The organism is Nocardia mikamii NBRC 108933, assembly GCF_001613505.1.
Lineage (GTDB): Bacteria > Actinomycetota > Actinomycetes > Mycobacteriales > Mycobacteriaceae > Nocardia > Nocardia mikamii.
Genome location: NZ_BDCM01000003.1, coordinates 72,795 through 91,307, shown reverse-complemented (window position 1 = coordinate 91,307; position 18,513 = coordinate 72,795). Strand labels below are relative to the sequence as shown.

At 66.7% G+C, this 18,513-nt stretch carries 21 protein-coding genes; 14 read left to right on the top strand and 7 right to left on the bottom strand.

Annotated features, from left to right (window positions below; all coding sequences use genetic code 11):
• Positions 1-40: 40 nt before the first annotated feature.
• Both NMI01S_RS02030 and NMI01S_RS02025 read left to right on the top strand, forming a co-directional pair.
• Positions 41-1,069 carry an alpha/beta hydrolase gene (locus NMI01S_RS02030; protein WP_062994327.1) on the top strand — a complete coding sequence of 343 codons (1,029 nt, stop codon included), beginning with the start codon at positions 41-43 and terminating at the stop codon, positions 1,067-1,069.
• A gap of 113 nt (positions 1,070-1,182) precedes the next feature.
• Positions 1,183-2,430: an Nramp family divalent metal transporter gene (locus NMI01S_RS02025; RefSeq protein ID WP_062994326.1), complete on the top strand. Its 1,248-nt coding sequence runs from the start codon at positions 1,183-1,185 to the stop codon at positions 2,428-2,430.
• A 124-nt stretch (positions 2,431-2,554) separates the two neighbouring features.
• Here the strand turns inward: NMI01S_RS02025 and NMI01S_RS02020 are convergent, their stop codons facing one another.
• On the bottom strand, positions 2,555-3,415 hold the full coding sequence (locus NMI01S_RS02020) for a polysaccharide deacetylase family protein (RefSeq protein WP_062994325.1): 861 nt from the start codon (positions 3,413-3,415) through the stop codon (positions 2,555-2,557).
• A 66-nt stretch (positions 3,416-3,481) separates the two neighbouring features.
• Between NMI01S_RS02020 and NMI01S_RS02015 the strand changes: the two genes are divergently transcribed.
• Positions 3,482-3,856 (top strand): MerR family transcriptional regulator, encoded by a 375-nt coding sequence (locus NMI01S_RS02015; RefSeq protein ID WP_062994324.1) that lies wholly within the window; start codon positions 3,482-3,484, stop codon positions 3,854-3,856.
• A 7-nt stretch (positions 3,857-3,863) separates the two neighbouring features.
• Here the strand turns inward: NMI01S_RS02015 and NMI01S_RS02010 are convergent, their stop codons facing one another.
• The 3 genes from NMI01S_RS02010 to NMI01S_RS02000 are packed head-to-tail and all read right to left on the bottom strand — an operon-like array spanning position 3,864 to position 6,462.
• Positions 3,864-4,721 carry an ABC transporter permease gene (locus tag NMI01S_RS02010; protein ID WP_062994718.1) on the bottom strand — a complete coding sequence of 286 codons (858 nt, stop codon included), beginning with the start codon at positions 4,719-4,721 and terminating at the stop codon, positions 3,864-3,866.
• Between the two features lie 5 nt (positions 4,722-4,726).
• On the bottom strand, positions 4,727-5,533 hold the full coding sequence (locus NMI01S_RS02005; protein WP_062994323.1) for an ABC transporter permease: 807 nt from the start codon (positions 5,531-5,533) through the stop codon (positions 4,727-4,729).
• Positions 5,530-6,462, bottom strand: coding sequence for a daunorubicin/doxorubicin resistance ABC transporter ATP-binding protein DrrA (locus NMI01S_RS02000; protein WP_062994322.1), 933 nt, complete (start codon positions 6,460-6,462; stop codon positions 5,530-5,532). Before NMI01S_RS02000 ends, NMI01S_RS02005 begins: the two co-directional genes overlap by 4 nt.
• A 604-nt stretch (positions 6,463-7,066) precedes the next feature.
• On the opposite strand from NMI01S_RS02000, the gene NMI01S_RS01995 reads away from it, so the two are divergent.
• On the top strand, positions 7,067-8,530 hold the full coding sequence (locus NMI01S_RS01995) for an aldehyde dehydrogenase family protein (protein ID WP_084512314.1): 1,464 nt from the start codon (positions 7,067-7,069) through the stop codon (positions 8,528-8,530).
• A 19-nt stretch (positions 8,531-8,549) separates the two neighbouring features.
• Here the strand turns inward: NMI01S_RS01995 and NMI01S_RS01990 are convergent, their stop codons facing one another.
• Entirely contained in the window at positions 8,550-9,806 is a 1,257-nt protein-coding gene (locus tag NMI01S_RS01990; RefSeq protein WP_062994320.1) for a TetR/AcrR family transcriptional regulator, read from the bottom strand.
• A gap of 143 nt (positions 9,807-9,949) precedes the next feature.
• Here NMI01S_RS01990 and NMI01S_RS01985 point away from each other — a divergent pair, with 143 nt between their 5' ends.
• Positions 9,950-10,753 carry an enoyl-CoA hydratase gene (locus NMI01S_RS01985; protein ID WP_062994319.1) on the top strand — a complete coding sequence of 268 codons (804 nt, stop codon included), beginning with the start codon at positions 9,950-9,952 and terminating at the stop codon, positions 10,751-10,753.
• A gap of 13 nt (positions 10,754-10,766) precedes the next feature.
• Here NMI01S_RS01985 and NMI01S_RS01980 read toward each other — a convergent pair whose 3' ends face one another.
• The gene (locus NMI01S_RS01980) at positions 10,767-12,146 is read right to left on the bottom strand and encodes a lycopene cyclase family protein (protein WP_501193594.1); all 1,380 of its coding nucleotides are present in this window, start codon (positions 12,144-12,146) and stop codon (positions 10,767-10,769) included.
• On the opposite strand from NMI01S_RS01980, the gene NMI01S_RS01975 reads away from it, so the two are divergent.
• On the top strand, positions 12,092-13,078 hold the full coding sequence (locus NMI01S_RS01975; RefSeq protein WP_245716669.1) for an esterase/lipase family protein: 987 nt from the start codon (positions 12,092-12,094) through the stop codon (positions 13,076-13,078). The genes NMI01S_RS01980 and NMI01S_RS01975 overlap by 55 nt on opposite strands.
• 3 nt (positions 13,079-13,081) lie before the next feature.
• Here the strand turns inward: NMI01S_RS01975 and NMI01S_RS01970 are convergent, their stop codons facing one another.
• Positions 13,082-13,558 (bottom strand): hotdog fold domain-containing protein, encoded by a 477-nt coding sequence (locus NMI01S_RS01970; RefSeq protein WP_062994715.1) that lies wholly within the window; start codon positions 13,556-13,558, stop codon positions 13,082-13,084.
• Positions 13,559-14,159: 601 nt separating this feature from the next.
• Here NMI01S_RS01970 and rpsJ point away from each other — a divergent pair.
• The 8 genes from rpsJ to rpsC are packed head-to-tail and all read left to right on the top strand — an operon-like array spanning position 14,160 to position 18,513.
• A complete protein-coding gene (gene rpsJ, locus NMI01S_RS01965; protein ID WP_003938093.1) occupies positions 14,160-14,465 on the top strand; it encodes a 30S ribosomal protein S10 in 306 nt (101 codons plus the stop codon).
• Between the two features lie 14 nt (positions 14,466-14,479).
• Entirely contained in the window at positions 14,480-15,145 is a 666-nt protein-coding gene (rplC, locus tag NMI01S_RS01960) for a 50S ribosomal protein L3 (protein WP_062994318.1), read from the top strand.
• Positions 15,142-15,828, top strand: coding sequence for a 50S ribosomal protein L4 (gene rplD, locus NMI01S_RS01955; protein WP_062994317.1), 687 nt, complete (start codon positions 15,142-15,144; stop codon positions 15,826-15,828). The genes rplC and rplD overlap by 4 nt, the downstream gene beginning before the upstream one ends.
• A complete protein-coding gene (rplW, locus tag NMI01S_RS01950; protein ID WP_025347175.1) occupies positions 15,825-16,130 on the top strand; it encodes a 50S ribosomal protein L23 in 306 nt (101 codons plus the stop codon). Before rplD ends, rplW begins: the two co-directional genes overlap by 4 nt.
• Positions 16,131-16,163: 33 nt before the next feature.
• Positions 16,164-16,994: a 50S ribosomal protein L2 gene (gene rplB / locus NMI01S_RS01945; RefSeq protein ID WP_036498168.1), complete on the top strand. Its 831-nt coding sequence runs from the start codon at positions 16,164-16,166 to the stop codon at positions 16,992-16,994.
• A 14-nt stretch (positions 16,995-17,008) separates the two neighbouring features.
• Positions 17,009-17,290: a 30S ribosomal protein S19 gene (gene rpsS / locus NMI01S_RS01940; protein ID WP_030513362.1), complete on the top strand. Its 282-nt coding sequence runs from the start codon at positions 17,009-17,011 to the stop codon at positions 17,288-17,290.
• Positions 17,291-17,316: 26 nt separating this feature from the next.
• Complete coding sequence (rplV, locus tag NMI01S_RS01935) at positions 17,317-17,715, top strand: 50S ribosomal protein L22 (protein WP_062994714.1); 399 nt, start codon at positions 17,317-17,319, stop codon at positions 17,713-17,715.
• Complete coding sequence (gene rpsC, locus NMI01S_RS01930; protein ID WP_039776445.1) at positions 17,716-18,513, top strand: 30S ribosomal protein S3; 798 nt, start codon at positions 17,716-17,718, stop codon at positions 18,511-18,513.

The following is an 18,513-nucleotide window of genomic DNA, read 5'->3' as shown; positions in this document are numbered from 1 at the left end:
TCGTCGACACTTCCGGCGTAGCGGTCTACGGGCCGCTGCCGTGTTCGCGGCCACCGGAGTCCTCGCAGGCGTCGTGGCCGGAGTCGGCGCTACCACCGCTTCGGCGGAGGATCCGGTCATCGCCTCGAAGTCTCTCTTGTCCGACCCGAAGTCGCCCGACGGATCGCGTATCGAGAAGGCCACCTACAAGGACGACCGCAGCATCCGGCTGTACGTTCACTCCGCGGCGATGAACCGGACCTTCCCCGTCGATGTGCAGCGCCCGGCCGACGCCTCCGTGCCGCGTCCGACCCTGTATCTGCTCAACGGCGCGGGTGGCGGCGAGGACGACGCGTCGTGGCAGAAGAGGACCGATATCGTCAACGGCTTCCTGTCCGACAAGAACGTCAACGTCGTGCAGCCCATCGGTGGTAAGTGGAGCTACTACACCGACTGGCTGAAGGACGACCCGAATCTGGGTCGCAACAAGTGGAAGGCCTTCTTCACCGAGGAGCTGCCTCCGTTGATCGACGGCGCGCTGGGCACCAACGGTGTCAATGCCATTGCGGGTCTGTCGACTTCGGGTACCTCGGTGCTGAACCTGGCGATCGCCAAGCCGGGTCTGTACAAGTCGGTGGCCGCCTACTCCGGTTGCGCGGAGACCAGCAGCGAGGTCGGCCGCGAAGCGGTGAAGCTGACTGTCAACACCTGGGGCGGCGGCGACGTGCGCAACATGTACGGCGACGACGACAACCAGGCCTGGCGGGACAACGACCCGCTGTTGCACGCCGATCAGCTGCGCGGCGCCAACCTGTACATCTCCTCCGGTAACGGTCTGCCCGGCCAGTGGGACAGCCTCAACGGCCCCTATGCCCTGCCCGGCGCTTACGGCCTGGGTAACCAGCTCGTCGTCGGTGGCGTCATCGAGGCCGCGACCAACTACTGCAGCCACAACCTGCAAACGAAGCTGGACGCGCTCAACATCCCGGCGACGTACAACTTCCGTAATTCGGGCACCCACTCCTGGGGCTACTGGCACGACGACTTCCTCGACTCCTGGCCGGTGCTGGCCCGCGGCCTGGGCATCTGACCGCCCCGTACGAATCATCGAACCCGCCCCGATCGCGTGAGCGATCGGGGCGGGTTCGCCGTTTCAGCAGGGATGACTCATCGAAAAGTTCGGCAACCCGTAAACTATTTTTCATGGACACGATCGCCATCACGCCCCGGACGACGATCCGCTTCCGGCTGCGGTCGGTCGCGGTGCTGCTGGGTCCGGCGTTCGTGGCGGCGATCGCCTATGTCGACCCTGGCAATGTGGCATCCAATATCAGTGCCGGCGCCCAGTACGGCTATCTGCTGGTGTGGGTCGTCGTCATGGCGAATGCGATGGCGGCGCTGGTGCAGTACCTGTCGGCGAAACTCGGTGTGGTGACCGGTCGTTCGCTGCCGGAGATCGTGCGGGAGCGGGCCGGCCGGCCGGTACGGCTGGCCTTCTGGGCGCAGGCCGAATTGACCGCGATGGCCACCGATCTCGCCGAGGTGGTGGGTGGCGCCATCGCGCTCAATCTGCTGTTCGATTTGCCCCTGCTGCTCGGCGGGGTAATCACCGGGATCGTCTCGATGGGTCTGCTGGCGGTGCAGAACCACCGCGGGCAGCAACCGTTCGAGCGGGTCATCATCGGCCTGCTGGCAATCATCGCGATCGGATTCCTGGCCGGTGTGGTGATCTCCCCGCCCTCGCCGTCCGGCGTCGTGGGTGGGTTGGTCCCGCGCTTCGACGGGGCCCAGAGCGTGCTGCTGGCCGCCGCGATGATCGGCGCCACGGTGATGCCGCATGCCATTTACCTGCATTCCGGCCTCACCCGAGACCGGCACGGCCGAACCGAACCGGGCCCATACCGCAGCCGGCTGCTGCGCGCCACCCGGCTGGACGTAGGGCTGGCGATGGTGATCGCCGGTGCGGTCAACCTGGCCATGCTGTTGATGGCCGCCGCCACCCTCGGCGGCCGCGATATCGATTCGATCGAATCCGCACACGCCGCGGTCCGGGAAGTGCTGGGGCCCTGGGCCGCCCTACTGCTTGCCGTAGCTCTGCTGGCCTCCGGTCTCGCCTCCACCTCCGTGGGCGCCTACGCCGGCGCGATGATCATGGACGGGCTGCTGCGGCGAAAGATCCCGCTGCTGTTTCGGCGCGTGGTGACCCTCATTCCCGCCCTGCTCATCCTCGCCGCCGGGGTGGACCCGACGCGCGCCCTGATCGTCTCCCAGGTGGTGTTGTCCTTCGGCATCCCCTTCGCGCTGATCCCGCTGGTGCGGTTCACCGGCGATCGGGTGCTGATGGGCGCGGAGGTCAACCACCGGGCGACGACCACAGCAGCCTGGGTGATTGCCGCCATCGTCGCCGCCCTGAACCTGGTGCTGATCTATTTGACGGTGACCGCGAACTGATCGAATCCGCCGAGCTGCGGTCTCGGGCACCACCGCGGCATGCCGGTGAGCACTGTCCTGACGATGAAAACTCGAAGATCTGCGGTCACGGTTCGTCCGCCGCGAGGGATTCGGTGACGCCCGTCTACGTCCGCTGGTAGTGCGTGGCGATATCGTCGCTGGTGGTGACCCATACGCCCGGATGATTCACCACATAATCGAGGGCCTCGTCCAGGTAGCGATGCCGGAACGCCTGCCCGGTGATGAAGGGGTGCAGGGCCAGGGCCATGACGCGTCCACTGTCGGCGGAGTCGGCGTGAAGCTGGTCGACCTGGTCTCGGACCATGCGTACGAAATCGGGTCCGGTCAGGCCCTTGGTGACGAAAATGCCGATATCGTTGAGCTCCACCGAATAAGGAACGCTGAGCATCCCGGGCACATTCAACCGATAGGGCTGGTCGTCGTTGGTCCAGTCGAGTACGTATTCCAGCCCCAGTTCGGCCAAAAGTTCCGGCGTGTGGAAGGTCTCGGTGAGACCCGGGCCCATCCAGCCGCGCGGGCGACGGCCGGTGGTCTTTTCGATGGTGGTGACGATATCGGTCAATGCCCGGCGCTCCTGCTCCACCGAGAGCCCGGAATGCAGATGGCTGTTGCTGCTGCCGTGGGCCAGCCAATCCCAGCCGCGTTCCTTGCCGGCCGCGATGATCTGCGGGTAGCGCTCTCCCACATCGGAATTCAACAGCGCGCTGGCGCGGATACCGTACTTGTCCAGCAGTTGGATCTGCCGCCAGATGCCGACCCGCGGCCCGTAGTCGCGCCAGCCGTAGTTCAGTGCGTCCGGGGTCAGGGTGGTGGTGCCGTCGTAGGTCGCGGTGCCCGGCAGATCGACGTAGAAATGTTCGATATTCAGCCCGACATAGAACGCGACTCGCTTGCCGTCCGGCCAGTGGATCGGCCCCCGCTCGGTGATGGGGGAGTAGTCGTACAGCGTGATGTCCTTGCTCATGCCCGGTATCATCGAACGTTGACATTGATGTGAAAGTCAATCGGAATTCGTTGTGAGGTAGGGCATATGCGGATCGGCGAGTTGGCGAAGCGAACCGAGACCTCCCCGCGGCTGTTGCGCTACTACGAGGAACAGGGACTCATCCGAGTTCGGCGCTGCGCCAACGGCTATCGAGACTACGACGACCGCCTGGTCGACCAGGTTGTCCACATCCGCGGCCTGTTGGACGCGGGCCTGCCGACCCGGATCATCAAACAGATCCTGCCGTGCCTGGACGACCCGCGAGATATCCATTTCGCCGATGCGACACCGGAGATCATCGCCGCCTTGGAACACCAGCGCGACCGCCTCACCCAACGCATCGAGCTGCTGACCCGCAACCGCGACGCCATGTCCACCTACATCGGCGAGCTGCGTGGGTGCGCCCGCATGGCGTTTTAGTCGTGGTTCATGCCCCTGTTTCGGCCGCCCGCTGGTAACCGCGGATCGCGGGGTATCCGAAGACCAGGATCATTCCCAGCACCCAGGCCACTGTCTTCAGCAGCGGCGAGGCGATCGGGCCGTCCCAGCACAGCCCGCGCATCGCGTCGATCGCGGTACTCATCGGCTGGTTCTCGACGGCCTTCTGCAGCCACGTGGGGTAGGCGAAGACGGGGACGAAGCCGGAGTTGAAGAACAGCAGCAAGGTGTTGATGATGGCGATGATGTTGACCAGCATCACGCCCTCGGAGACGGTGGCCAGGGCGGTCACCATCACCGCGAAGCCCACGCCGAACATTACCGGGATGGCGATCATGGCCAATGAGGCCAGCGGGCCGTTCCAGAACCGGAATCCGATGCAGACACCGACGACGAGCACGAACAGCGTGGTGATCAGCACGCGGATGGCCTCGGCCAGCAGCCGTCCGGTGAGTCCCGCGGCGCGATGGATCGGCATGGTCCAGAACCGGCCCAGCAGGCCGGTCTGCTTCTCGGTTTTGAAGCCGAGCGCGCTGACCACCGCGCCCGACATGGCGGCGACGAGGGTGATCATCGGGACCGTGCCGTACACGCTGGGCATGCCGGTGACCTGAGTGATCGTGTCGCCGAGCACGATCCGGAACATCAGCAGGGTCAGCGCCGGATAGATCAACGTCTGCACGGTGGTCGCCGGGTCGCGCGCCCAGCCCGTCAGCAACCGCTTGCACTGGATCAGGCTGTGCCGGGCCCAGGTCGACACCGCTCGTTCCGAACTCGGCGCGACCGCGGGCAGCGGCGCGCTCCAGCCGGCGGCCTCAGCGGGGACCGCGTTCGTTTCGATGGCCAGACTGCTCACGATCGCCTCACACTCGCCCACACCGCCAGCGGCACGAACGCCACCGCCAGCACGGCCAACCACACCAGCGGCACCCACAAGACGTGCCAGCTCACCCCGTCCGCGGCCATATCCCGCAGCGCGAACGAGAACTGCGAGACCGGCTGATTGCGCGCGAAGGGCCGAACCCATTCCGGGAATCCCGCTTCCGGAACGAATCCGCAGGACAGCATGCCCAAGATCAGGGTCGGCAGCGTCAGTGCCTGACTCAACGATTCCGGGCTCTTGGTGAGACTGCCCAATCCATCGGCGCCGATGGCCAGCACGGTGCCCACGGCAAGGGAGAAGACGCAGAACAGCACGGCCTGTCCGATTCCGGCGGTGAACCGGAACCCGATCATGTACCCGAAGAGTAGGGCCGCGATCAGGGAGGTCACCGAGCGCACCAGGCCGGCGCAGATGCGGGAGGTCAACGGCACCATCGGGCCGATCGGCATGGTTTGCAGGCGGCTGTGCAGTCCGGTCATGGCCTCGAACGCGGCGATCTGCGCATTCGACATCATCGTGAACGACATCGTCTGCAACACGATGATCGGCATCACGAACTGCGCGTAATCGATGCCTTTGACCTGCATGACGAAGCGCAGAGGAAGGTAGAAACCGAGGGTGAACACCAGCGGGGTGATCACCGCGACAACCAGCTCACCCTTGGTCGCCATCGTGTACACGATCCGCCCGGTCAGCGCCCGCCACTGCGCGAAACCGGAGATCCGCGCCACGGGCAACTGGTCGAACAGTTGGGTCTCGGCCGTCGGTGCGCTCACTGCTGTCCGCCCGAATGTCCGGTGATGGACAGGAATACGTCGTCGAGCGACGGCCGCCGCAGCGCGATGTCGGCCAGTTCCAGTCCGGCGGCGTCGAGGCGGCGCACGGCCTCCGCAAGGGTGCTCGCCCCGTCCGGAGCAGGAATGGAGATCCGGTCACCGGCGAATTCGTGCCGGAACGCCTCGGGCACCAGCTCGCCCAGCGCCGTCACCGCCTGCCGCAACTGCGTCGGGTCCAGCGGAACCACCTCGCAGTAACTGCCGCCGGTCTTCTCTTTGAGTTCATCGGCGGTGCCCTCGGCGATCACCGTGCCCTTGTCGATGACGATGATGTTGTCGCTGAGGACATCGGCCTCTTCCAAATACTGGGTGGTCAGCAGCACTGTGATGCCCTGTTGTTTGAGCGCGTTGACGAGATCCCACACGCCCTGGCGGCTGCGCGGATCCAGGCCGGTGGTCGGCTCGTCGAGGAACACCACCTCCGGCCGCACCACCAGCCCACACGCGATGTCGACCCGGCGGCGCATACCGCCGGAATAGTGCCGCACCGCACGCTTCCCGGCGCCGACCAGATCGAACTCCTCGAGCAACGTGTCGGCGCGGCGGCGGGCGTCCTTCTTGGGCAGCCCCATCAACCGCCCGAACAGCTCCAGATTCTCGCGCCCGGACAGGTTCTCGTCCAACGCCGCATACTGCCCGGTCATCATGATCGAACGCCGCACCCCGGCGGCATCGCCGACCACGTCGTGTCCGGCAACCGACGCGCTACCCGAATCGGGCCGCAGCAACGTGGACAGGACCTTTACCATCGTCGTCTTGCCGGCGCCGTTGGGGCCGAGAATGCCGAGTATCGAGGCCCGCGCGGCCGTGAAGCTGATTCCCTGTAGCGCCTGGACCTCGCCGAAGGATTTGTGGACGTCGTCGACCATGACCGCGGGGTCGGCGCCGGGACCACCCGCAGTGGCGCCAGCAGTTACCGCGTCGGTAGCCCCGGACGTTGCCGCAGTGGACTCCGAACCCTCACGCGGTGTGTGTGATCCTGTGCTGTCCAAACTCGGCATCAACTCTCCACTATCGGCCGGGCCGCGACCGGATTGTCCGGAACGCTGATCGTCGCCCCGGTTGATGGATACCTTCCACCGGGCGCGATGTTACTTCCTCGAGCTGCCGCGCAGGCCCGGGCGCCGGGGCGGCGCCACGAGTCTTTCTACCGTTATCTGAAACATGGCGTTGTCTTTTGCTGGAAAGCGGGTCCGGGAGGGGTACGCCGCCACGGGTGAGGTGTGGTTTTGATCACATTCGCGGGGTGGGTCCGGTGTAGGTTGTCATCCCCGCTGGTGGGGGCGCAGACCGCGCGGTTCGTGGGATGATCGTGGTTGTTGTCGGCCGACGGGTCGCACCATAGTCTGGCGAGCAGGGAGGCGGGTCCGATTCGTCCGCACCCGTCCGCGGCATCGTCGCCCGCCCGCTGCCGGTGCACACGTCGAACGAATGCCGAGGTCTCCGCCGGCGAGAGGGTGGCCAATGGCCGAGATGCTGAAGTCCCATGATCCACGCACCGGCGAGCTCATCGGGGAATATCCGATTATGGACGCCGCTGCTGTCACCGATGTCGTGCGTGCCGCCGGATCGGCCGAGACGTGGTGGGCGGCAATCGGATTCGCCGGCCGGAAGCGGTGGCTGCTGGATTGGAAGCGCAGTATTACGCGCAATGCGGGTCAGCTCGCCGAACTGGTCTGCACCGAAACCGGTAAGCCGAAGGTCGATGCTGCCATCGAGATCATGCTCGCGGTCGAACATCTGAACTGGGCTGCGCGCAACGCCGAAAAGTTCTTGGGCCGAGGCAGACTCGCCTCGACCTGGCTGACCCGCAATCAGCGCGCCTCGGTCGGTTATCTGCCGCTGGGCGTGGTCGGCGTGCTCGGTTCGCCGCACAATCCGGTCTTCACCCCGATGGGTTCGATCGCCTATGCGATGGCGGCCGGCAACGCGGTGGTGTTCAAACCCAGTGAGCTCACCCCGGGGGTCGGGATGTGGCTGGCCGACAGCTGGGCCGCGCTGGCCCCGAACAAGCCTGTGCTGCAGACGATCACCGGAAACAGCTCCACCAGTGCCGAATTGTGCCGTGCTCGGGTGGGCAAGGTCGCCTACGCCGGTTCCGAGGCCGGCGCCCGTGAGGTCATCGAATTGTGCGCTCCCACCCTGACCCCGGTGGTGGTCGAGAAGGCCGGCAAGGGCACGATGATCGTGCACGTCGACGCCAAACTCGATACCGCCGCGGAGGCAGCGGTTTTCGGAGCGATGTCGAACGCGGGGCAGAGTCCGGCCGGAATCCAGCGTGCCTACGTTGCCGACTCGGTGTACGAGCCGTTTCTGGAACGCGTTGTCGCGCAGGCGCGTTCACTGCGGCCCGGCGCGGACCGCAAGGCTTCCTACGGTCCGATGATCGTCGAGTCGCAGGTCGACGGGGTACGGCGGCAGGTCAAGGATGCGATCGCGCGCGGCGGCCGGGCCGTGGTGGGCGGTCTGGAATCGATTCGCGAGCCGTACATCGAGCCGATCGTGCTGACCGATGTGCCCGAGGACAGCCTGGCGATCACCGCCGAGGCGGTCGGCCCGGTGCTGATCGTAAACCGGGTGGCGGACATCCACGAGGCGATCGAGCGCATCAACGCCGCCGACCAGGGGTTGGCAGTCTCCATATTCACCCGCGACGTGCGTGGTGTCGACGAATTCGCCGAACGCATCAGAACCGGTGTGGTGACCGTGAATTCGACGATGGCGTACGCCGCCAACCCGGCCCTGCCTTTCGGCGGTGTCGGCGAGTACGGACAGGGACATACCCACGGCGCGGCCGGACTACGCGAATTCAGCCGCACGCTCGCCATCGCGGAGAAGCGTTATCGCGCGCCGGTCGACCTGTCGAGTTTCGACCGCCATCCGCGCCACCTGCGGTTCACTCGCGCTGTCTTCCGAATGCGACACAGCCGGCTGTAGCGGCGCGGCTGTGAAGTCGCTACGCCTTCCGCGGCTCGGCCGCCGTTTCCGGTGGCGAATCCCAGCCCAGCAGAACAGCTTCCATCAGAGCGCAGACCCGCGCGACATGTTCGGGCCGATTCTCGAAGCGCACCCGCCTACCGACATCGACGACCTGAGCGATGGCCGCATGCACCCGGCAACGGGCCTCGGCCGGATCGTCGTCGAGCAGATGCGCCCATTCCAGCACGTTCTGCCGCTGCACCGAACGCAGCTTCTGCTGATCCGCCGCGGGCAGATTCGAGAATTCGGCGAAATAGACCGGCAGGATCTCCGGGGTCGCGAAGGTCAGTCGCGCGAAGCGTGCCGCGATCCGCAGGGCGGCGTCGGAGCGACTGGTTGCCTCGGCCAGCGCCTCGGAGTTGGCGATGGCCACACGTTCGCCGGTGCGATGGAAGGCGGCGGCCAGCAGGTCCGATTTACTCGCGAAGTAGCGATAGACGCTCGAGGCGTTGATCCCGACCGCCGCGCCGATCTCCTCGATACTGGCCTCGTGATAGCCCTGGCGTCCGAAGATCCGGATCGCCTCGGTGAGCAACTGTTCGCGTTTGGAACTCAGCGGCAGTCCGCGCACCGGGGCGGCCGCGGCCGCGGGGTCGGGGAGCGGCGGCAGTTCGGTGTGCAGGATGGACCAGCACATGTCGAGGATCAGGTCGGTGAGCCGGGTATTGGACAGGGCGGTGCGGTGGGCGGTGATGCTGCCGATCACGCCGAGCATGCCGGTGGACAGCAGTTCGACATCGGCCGGCGGCGCCTCCGGTCGTAGCCCGGCGACAGCGGATTCGATCAGAGCCTGTAGTTCGTCGTAGATCACCCGGATGCGGGCGCGGTCCGCGCGCTCGAGGTAGCGGCGCTCCCAGCGGTACAGGCCGCCCTCGCGGCGTACATCGATGGTGTGTTCGGCCGATGCGCGAATCAGTGCGGTGAGGCGCGATTTCGGGTCGAGTCCGGGTGCGTCGGCGGCCTGCGCGGCGTCGAGAAGTTGCTGGGCGCCGGATTCGGCTGCCGCCACCAGCAGGGCGTACTTGTTGGCGAAGTGCCGGTACAGCGCCGGACCTGAGATCCCGACCTCAGCGGCGATCTCGTCGACGCCGACCGGATGATAGCCGCGTTCACTGAAGGCCCGGGCGGCCACTCGCACGATCTGTGCCTTGCGATTCTTGGGCCGACGCCGTGTTGTCGTGGCGGTACCCGGTCGCGCGGATGCGAGCCCGGCCTCGCTGCGATCCGCGACCATAGACCTCTCCTTCTGCATGTCGGCTCATCGACTGCGCCATTGGTTGACAGCGCTGGACAAGTCAACATAAGTTAACCACAATTCGCAATGTTAACCATCATTCTCGTCTCGTCGCCGCCATCGCGACCCACCTGGGAGTAACCATGAGCGATCACGACCACACCCCCGGCCTCACCATCGTGCGGGACGATCGCGTGTTGCGGGTGACGATCGACAACCCTGGTCGTAAGAACGCCATCAGTTACGACGCCATGATCGCTCTCGGCGACACCTTCCGGAACGTGGCAGCGGACCCTTCGGTGCGCGTGGTGATAGTCACCGGTGCGGGAGGCGACTTCTGCACCGGCGCCGACCTGTCCGCAGCGGTCGCGGAGAAGCAGCGGGGCATCACCCCGGAGATGACGATGGACGGTGCGAATCGCATGGTTCGCTCGATCATCGACGCGCCGGTGCCGGTGATCGCCCGCGTGCGGGGCGCGGTCGCGGGAATCGGTGTGGCGCTGGCGCTTTCCGCCGACTTCACCTACGCGAGCGAGGAAGCTTATCTGCTGCAGGCGTTCATCAACATCGGGCTGATGCCGGACGGCGGTGCCACGGCGCTGGTAGCGGCGGCCTCGGGGCGGGCACTGGCGGCGGAGCTGGCGCTACTCGGCGAACGGCTGCCCGTGACCGAGGCCTATCGCCGCGGTCTGCTGGCCGGAGTGCTTCCCGCCGACGAACTCGACGCCAAGGTCGAAGCCGTCGCCGCGAAACTCGCCCACGGTCCCCGGCGCGCCCTCGAACTCACCAAGCGGACCCTGAACCGCGCGGCGCTGGCGTCATTGGACGAGACCTTGGCCGCCGAGAAAGCGGGCCAGGCGGAGCTGCTGCGCTCACCCGATTTCGCCGAGGGCGCCGCGGCGATGCTGGGCAAGCGCAAGGCGGTATTCGCCCACCAGTGCCCGTGATTCAGTCCCGTGATCAGGGGAACAGCCGGTCGACTTGCCCGCTTGCGATCGCGGCCTGATAGTCGTAATCCACCCACCGGTTGCGGTTGGTCCAGCCGACCAGGTCGTAGCGCCACCGGAACGGCCAGGTCCGTGACACCGTCATGAACAGCACGGCGCCGAGGGCGGCGTAATCGTCGTGGTCGGACAGCAGTGCCCGCTGCTGGCGCGGCGAGGCCGTGAAGAAGGCCTCGAACATCGAGATCGACTGGGCGGTGGTGAGCCGCCCGAGGCCGTAGAGCCCGCGCGTCCGCATCCAGTACACCAGCCGGGCCTGCCACGGCCACAGCGCCCGGACCGGATCGGTGCCGGTACGCAGGGCCTCGATCAGCGTGTCCACCAGCGCGAGTGAATCGGCGACGCTGTAGCCGGTACAGGGATGCATCATGCCGCCGCGGGAGCCGAACCGTATCGGGTCGGCCGCGCGCAGCCCGGCGCGGACCGGCGGCGGGGGCTGATCGAGCGGATAGTGCGCGGCCTCGGCCGGTTCGTCGCCGCGTAGCCGGATGCCATGGGCGGCAAGGCGATTGAGCGTGCGCCGACGCAATTCGTGCTGCGGCATACCGCCGCGCAGGCCGAGACTGGTCTCTTCGAAGATCACGGTGCCGTCGCCGAGCGGCACCGCGTACAGGAACGACGGCGGCTCACCGGGGCCCGCGCCGTTCTCGTCGCGCCAGTCCAGCAGCAGTCCCTCGCCGTCGCCGACCATGGGCGCCGCCACCTCGGCATCGACGAAAATGCCGTGTGCGCTGGCGGTGCGCCGGCTGCCGGGAGCGGCCAGCCCGCGGGTGTCCACGACGGTCGTCGCGGTGACGGTGCCGCCGTCCTGCAACTCCACCCGATGAGCGCCGACGGCGGTGGCCCGCTGGGCGAGGACGGTGGCGTCGTCGAGCGCGAGCACCTCGCGAAGACCGGGTTTGGACAGCACGCAATACGGGCGCTCGATGCGGTGCTGTGATCGCGTCCATACGGTCGGCGCCTCGATGCGCTGGGCGATAGCGCTGTGTGGAAGCCATTGCGGCAATTCGTCGACCCAGCAGGAGAAGGTCGGCGGCCACAGCCGCTCGGGTCGCGGATCCACGGCCACGACATCGAAGCCCGCCCGCATCGCGCGATGAGCGACGGCCCGGCCGGTGGGACCGAGCCCGACGACACACAGATCGGCACGGTGGACATGGTGCGCGCTCATGGCCGCCATTCTCGCAGCCTGGACAAACCTCGCCGTCGCGACGTCGCGTAATCGTTTCGAGACGCGTCGCGCGGGCCGAGATGCTGTTGCCGCGAAATCGCCTGTTCCTCGTGATCGACAACGCGGTCGCGGCGTGGAAGTGTTGCGCGATCGTCCGGCTACTATCGACGGGCATGACTAGGATGCGGTTCGCAGTCGTCGCCTTCGTCCTGTGTGCCCTGAACGCTGTCATCACCCCTCGAGCCCACGCGCTTCCGGTCCAGGTTCCTACCCTCGCCGGTACGAACGATTTCGGTTGCAGGCCGACCCGGGACAAGCCTTTTCCGGTGGTTCTCGCGCACGGGGCGGCCACCGATGCGGAGTCCAGTTTCGCCGTGCTGGCGCCGGAGCTGCACCGACTCGGTTACTGCGTATTCGCCGCCGACATCGGGCGGGCGCGGCTGCCGGTGCTCGGTGTGAACGGGGTGGTCAAACCGTCCTGGCCCGGCCTGGGGCCGGTATCCACGGCGCTGCTCGGCAATGTTCCCTATGGCGTGGCCGACATTTCCTCTCAGACCACCGAACTCGCTGCCTTCGTGGCGATGGTACGGGGTATCACCGGGGCGCCCCAGGTGATCATGCTGGGCCATTCCACCGGCGGTAACGTTATTCGCGAGCTCGTGCAACGGCACCCGGAAACCGTGGCGCGCGTCGTCACCGTGGGAACGCCCTATCGCGGATCCACCTTCTCCGGCCTGCCCACGATGTATCCCTTCTACGGCGCGCTCGGGATGAACGGACCCGAGACGGCGGCGGAGATCTACGGCCCGGCGGGCGCCGAGCAGGCTCCCGGCACGCCGACGCTGTACGGGTTGAACGCGGGCGGCGAAACCCGCCCCGGGATTTCCTACACCGCGATCGCGAGCCGCACGGACGAGGTGATCACTCCACCGGAGACCGCACTGCTATCCGAGCCGCAGGACGGCAACCGCAATGTCTGGATTCAGGATGGCTGCCCAGGGCTCCAGGTGGGCCATGCGGAACTGCTGTCCGACCCGCGCGCGGTTGCTGTGATCACCGCCGCGGTGAGCGGCGCGCCGTCACTTCCGCCCTGCTGAGCGCTACCGGGGGGTGACCCAGGTGGTGATATCGGCGTGCACGACCTCGCGGCCACGCTTGTCGTAGATCGACACCGGGACTACCACTTCGGCGCCCGCGGTGATGGTGTCGAAGTCCGGAATCCGTTCCAGCTTCGCCACCGCGCGCAGGCCCGATTCGGCCTTGGTCAGGTACTGCACATTCATCGCCTTCGGAATCCACCGATGCGTGGTCGGCACTGTGGCCTCGCTCAGCATGCCCATCGCGACCTCGGCCAGGTTGCACGCCGCGATGGCGTGGAAGGTGCCCAGGTGGTTGTGGATGCCGAACCATTTGGGGGCGGTGACCTCGCACATCCCCGGTTCCAAGCGGACCACGTTGGGCACGATGGTGCCGAAGTAGGGGACCCGGGCGATCATGCCGAGCGAGAACAGCGCATGTCCGAGGCGATTGTCGGGCAACTTCTTCCAGCCGCGGTACGTGGCGGTCTCTTGGTTCATGCCCATATCTTACTGTGAAGTAAGTTTTGTGCGATGGGGCCGCTATCGCCCGGGCGATACCCTGATGATCGGTCCGGGCGATCGCGGCAGTGGTACGCGGGCGCAGCCGGCCGAGTCGGTAGCGCACCGGCGGCTTCTCCGAGGTGTTGGAGGTACGGCGGATTCGTGGTCGCCGGAGTGCACCCGCCCGAACGCGGGCCGTTCCCGGTCCGGTCCGGGCAGGCACGACCCCCGATTTGGAGTGGGTGGGGGGCCTCGGGCATACTGTTCGGGTTGCCTGCAGCGGTGGTGCGTGTCCATCGCCGGTAGGTGAGCAGGACCCACTGAGTATCGGCGTCGAGTCCGGCGCGGGTACGTCCGGGACGAAGTTCCGAGACCCACCAGGTGAAGTATGCCCGGGGTCGGAGAATGAGCGGAGGGGCGACACGCCCGACCGCGTGGACCGGAAGAACCATGACAGATGAACAGCGGCGATGGATCGGGTGCGCCCCGGTCGTGATGGTGGCTGATGCGTCTTCGTGTGTTCGGGCTGTGCAAATGAGGGTGGTTCGGGAGCGAAAGCTCCTGGGTCACAACGTAAGCGGAGAAAAGGACACTCAGCGTGGCGGGACAGAAGATCCGCATCAGGCTCAAGGCCTACGACCATGAGGCGATCGATGCGTCTGCGCGCAAGATCGTCGAGACGGTGACCCGCACCGGTGCCCGCGTCGTCGGGCCGGTGCCGTTGCCGACCGAGAAGAACGTGTATTGCGTCATCCGCTCGCCGCACAAGTACAAGGACTCGCGCGAGCACTTCGAGATGCGCACGCACAAGCGGCTGATCGACATCCTCGACCCGACGCCGAAGACGGTCGACGCGCTCATGCGCATCGATCTGCCGGCCAGCGTCGACGTCAACATTCAGTGACGGGGATTGCAGATATGACTGACAACAAGAACAGGCCGGCGGCGGGCATCCTGGGCACCAAGCTCGGTATGACCCAGGTCTTCGACGACAAGAACCGCGTCGTTCCCGTGACCGTCATCAAGGCCGGACCGAACGTGGTGACCCAGATCCGCACCGAGGAGCGCGACGGCTACTCCGCCGTTCAGATCGCTTTCGGCGCGATCGACCCGCGCAAGGTGATCAAGCCCGTCGCCGGGCAGTTCGCCAAGGCCGGTGTCACCCCGCGTCGCCACGTCGCCGAGATCCGCGTCGCCGACGCCGCCTCGTTCGAGGTGGGCCAGGAACTGTCGGCCGATGTCTTCGAAGAGGGCACCTACGTCGACGTGACCGGCACCAGCAAGGGCAAGGGCTACGCCGGTGTCATGAAGCGTCATGGCTTCAAGGGTCAGGGCGCCGCTCACGGTGCGCAGGCCGTGCACCGCCGGCCGGGCTCCATCGGTGGATGTTCGACGCCGGGCCGTGTTTTCAAAGGCATGCGGATGGCCGGCCGGATGGGTAACGACCGCGTGACCACGCAGAACCTCTCGGTCCACAAGGTGGACGCCGAGAACGGCCTGCTGCTGATCAAGGGCGCGATCCCGGGCCGCAAGGGCGGCATCGTGATCGTCAAGAGTGCTGCGAAGGGTGGTGCCCGGGCATGAGCACCGACACTGTGAAGTCGGAAAAGGCGACCAATCTTACGCTCCCGGTGAAAGAGCCGGGCGGCAAGTCCAACGGCACCGTCGAGCTCCCCGCGGAGATCTTCGACGCGACCGCCAACATCGCGCTGATGCACCAGGTCGTCGTGGCCCAGCAGGCCGCGGCTCGCCAGGGCACGCACGCCACCAAGACCCGCGGCGACGTCCGCGGCGGTGGTAAGAAGCCGTACCGCCAGAAGGGCACCGGCCGCGCCCGCCAGGGTTCGACCCGTGCGCCGCAGTTCACCGGCGGTGGCACCGTGCACGGCCCGCAGCCGCGCGACTACTCGCAGCGTCTGCCCAAGAAGATGAAGGCCGCCGCCCTGCGTGGCGCCCTGTCGGACCGGGCCCGCAACGAGCGCATCCACGTCGTGACCGAACTGGTCGCGGGCCAGACGCCGTCCACCAAGGCCGCCAAGAACTTCCTGGCCGAGCTGTCGGACCGCAAGAAGGTTCTGGTCGTGGTGGGCCGCGAAGATGTCACCGCGTGGAAGAGCGTGGCGAACCTGCAGGGTGTGCACCCGATCGCGCCGGACCAGCTGAACACCTACGACGTGCTGCTCAGCGACGACGTCGTGTTCAGCGTCGAGGCGCTCAACGCGTTCGTGCACGGCCCGGCCGAGTCTGCACAGGAGGAAAGCAAGTGACCACCATCGCCGACCCCCGCGACATTCTGCTCGCGCCGGTGATCTCCGAGAAGTCCTACGGGCTGATCGAAGAGGGCACCTACACCTTCCTGGTGCACCCGGACTCGAACAAGACGCAGATCAAGATCGCCGTCGAGAAGGTTTTCGGCGTCACGGTGACCAGCGTCAACACTGCCAACCGTCAGGGCAAGCGCAAGCGGACCCGCTTCGGTTACGGCCAGCGCAAGAGCACCAAGCGCGCGCTCGTGACCATCTCGGCCGACAGCAAGCCCATCGAGATCTTCGGAGGCCCGGTCGCGTAAGCGGTCGGATCTTCAGAAAGTAGAGAAGAACTCATGGCAATCCGTAAGTACAAGCCGACTACGCCGGGTAGGCGCGGGTCGTCCGTTTCGGACTTCGCCGAGATCACCCGGTCCACTCCCGAGAAGTCGCTGCTGCGCCCGCTCACCAAGTCCGGTGGTCGTAACGCGCACGGCCGGATCACCACCCGTCATCGCGGTGGCGGTCACAAGCGGGCCTACCGTCTGATCGACTTCCGCCGGTTGGACAAGGACGGCATCCCGGCCAAGGTCGCTCACATCGAGTACGACCCGAACCGCACCGCCAACATCGCCCTGCTGCACTACGCCGACGGCGAGAAGCGCTACATCATCGCGCCGAAGGGCATCGCCCAGGGCACGCGGATCGAGTCCGGCACCGGCGCCGACATCAAGCCCGGCAACAACCTGCCGCTGCGCTCGATCCCGACCGGTACCACCATCCACGCGGTGGAGCTGCGTCCGGGCGGTGGCGCCAAACTGGCTCGTGCCGCCGGTATGAGCATCCAGCTGCTGGGTAAGGAAGGCGCCTACGCCGTCCTGCGTATGCCCTCCGGTGAAATCCGCCGCGTCGACGTGCGCTGCCGCGCCACCGTCGGCGAGGTCGGCAACGCCGAGCAGTCGAACATCAACTGGGGTAAGGCCGGCCGTATGCGCTGGAAGGGTCGCCGCCCCACGGTCCGTGGTGTCGTCATGAACCCCGTCGACCACCCGCACGGTGGTGGTGAGGGCAAGACCTCCGGTGGTCGCCACCCGGTCTCGCCCTGGGGTAAGCCCGAAGGCCGTACTCGTAAGCCCAACCGTCCGAGCGACAAGCTCATCGTCCGCCGCCGCGGCAAGAAGCGTTAAGGAGGAGGTTAAAGATGCCACGCAGCCTCAAGAAGGGCCCGTTCGTCGACGAACACCTCCTCAAGAAGGTGGACGTCCAGAACGAGAAGGGCACCAAGCAGGTCATCAAGACCTGGTCGCGTCGTTCGACCATCATCCCCGATTTCATCGGCCACACGTTCTCGGTCCACGACGGCCGCAAGCACGTGCCGGTGTTCGTCTCGGAGAACATGGTCGGGCACAAGCTCGGTGAGTTCGCGCCGACCAGGACGTTCCGGAGCCACGTCAAGGAAGATCGGAAGAGCAAGCGGCGATGAGCGAAGCGAAGAGCCAGACAGCACAGCTGAGCGAACCCGAGGCGAACCCGACCGCGCGCGCGACCGCGAAGCACGTTCGCGTCACTCCGATGAAGGCTCGCCGCGTCGTGGACCTGGTCCGCGGCAAGCGGGTCGAGGATGCGCTGAACATCCTGCGCTTCGCACCGCAGGCCGCCAGCGAACCCGTCGCCAAGGTCGTGGCCAGCGCCGCGGCGAACGCCGAGAACAACTTCGGCCTGAACCCCGACACCCTGGTCATCTCGACGGCGTATGTCGACGAGGGCGCGACCATGAAGCGTTTCCAGCCGCGTGCCCAGGGCCGCGCGTTCCGGATCCGCAAGCGCACCAGCCACATCACCATCGAGGTCGAGAGCGTCGCTTCCGCCGCCCCGGCTCGTAGCCGCCGGAAGGGAGGGGCTAAGTAAATGGGACAGAAAATCAACCCCCACGGCTTCCGCCTCGGTATCACCACCGATTGGAAGTCCCGCTGGTACGCCGACAAGCAGTACAAGGAATACGTCAAGGAAGACGTAGCCATCCGCAAGCTGCTGAGCACGGGTATGGAGCGGGCCGGCATCTCGAAGGTCGAGATCGAGCGCACTCGTGACCGCGTCCGGGTGGACATCCACACCGCGCGTCCGGGCATCGTGATCGGCCGTCGCGGCGCCGAGGCCGACCGCATCCGCGCCGAGCTGGAGAAGCTCACCGGCAAGCAGGTTCAGCTGAACATCCTCGAGGTCAAGAACCCCGAGTCGGATGCGCAGCTGGTTGCCCAGGGTGTGGCCGAGCAGCTGTCCAACCGTGTGGCGTTCCGTCGCGCGATGCGCAAGGCCATCCAGTCGGCCATGCGTTCGCCGAACGTCAAGGGCATTCGAGTGCAGTGCTCGGGCCGCCTCGGCGGCGCCGAAATGTCGCGCTCGGAGTTCTACCGCGAGGGTCGGGTGCCGCTGCACACGCTGCGCGCCGACATCGATTACGGCCTGTACGAGGCTCGCACCACCTTCGGCCGCATCGGCGTGAAGGTGTGGATCTACAAGGGCGACATCGTCGGCGGCAAGCGTGAGGTCACCGCCGCCGCCGCGCAGCCCGAGCGTCGCGAGCGTCGGGAACGGCCGAGCCGTCCGCGGCGGTCCGGTTCGGCCGGTACCACCGCGACCAGCACTGAGGCCGGACGGGCCGCCACCGCGGTGGCGGAGGCTCCGGCAGAGAATCAGGAGGGCTGA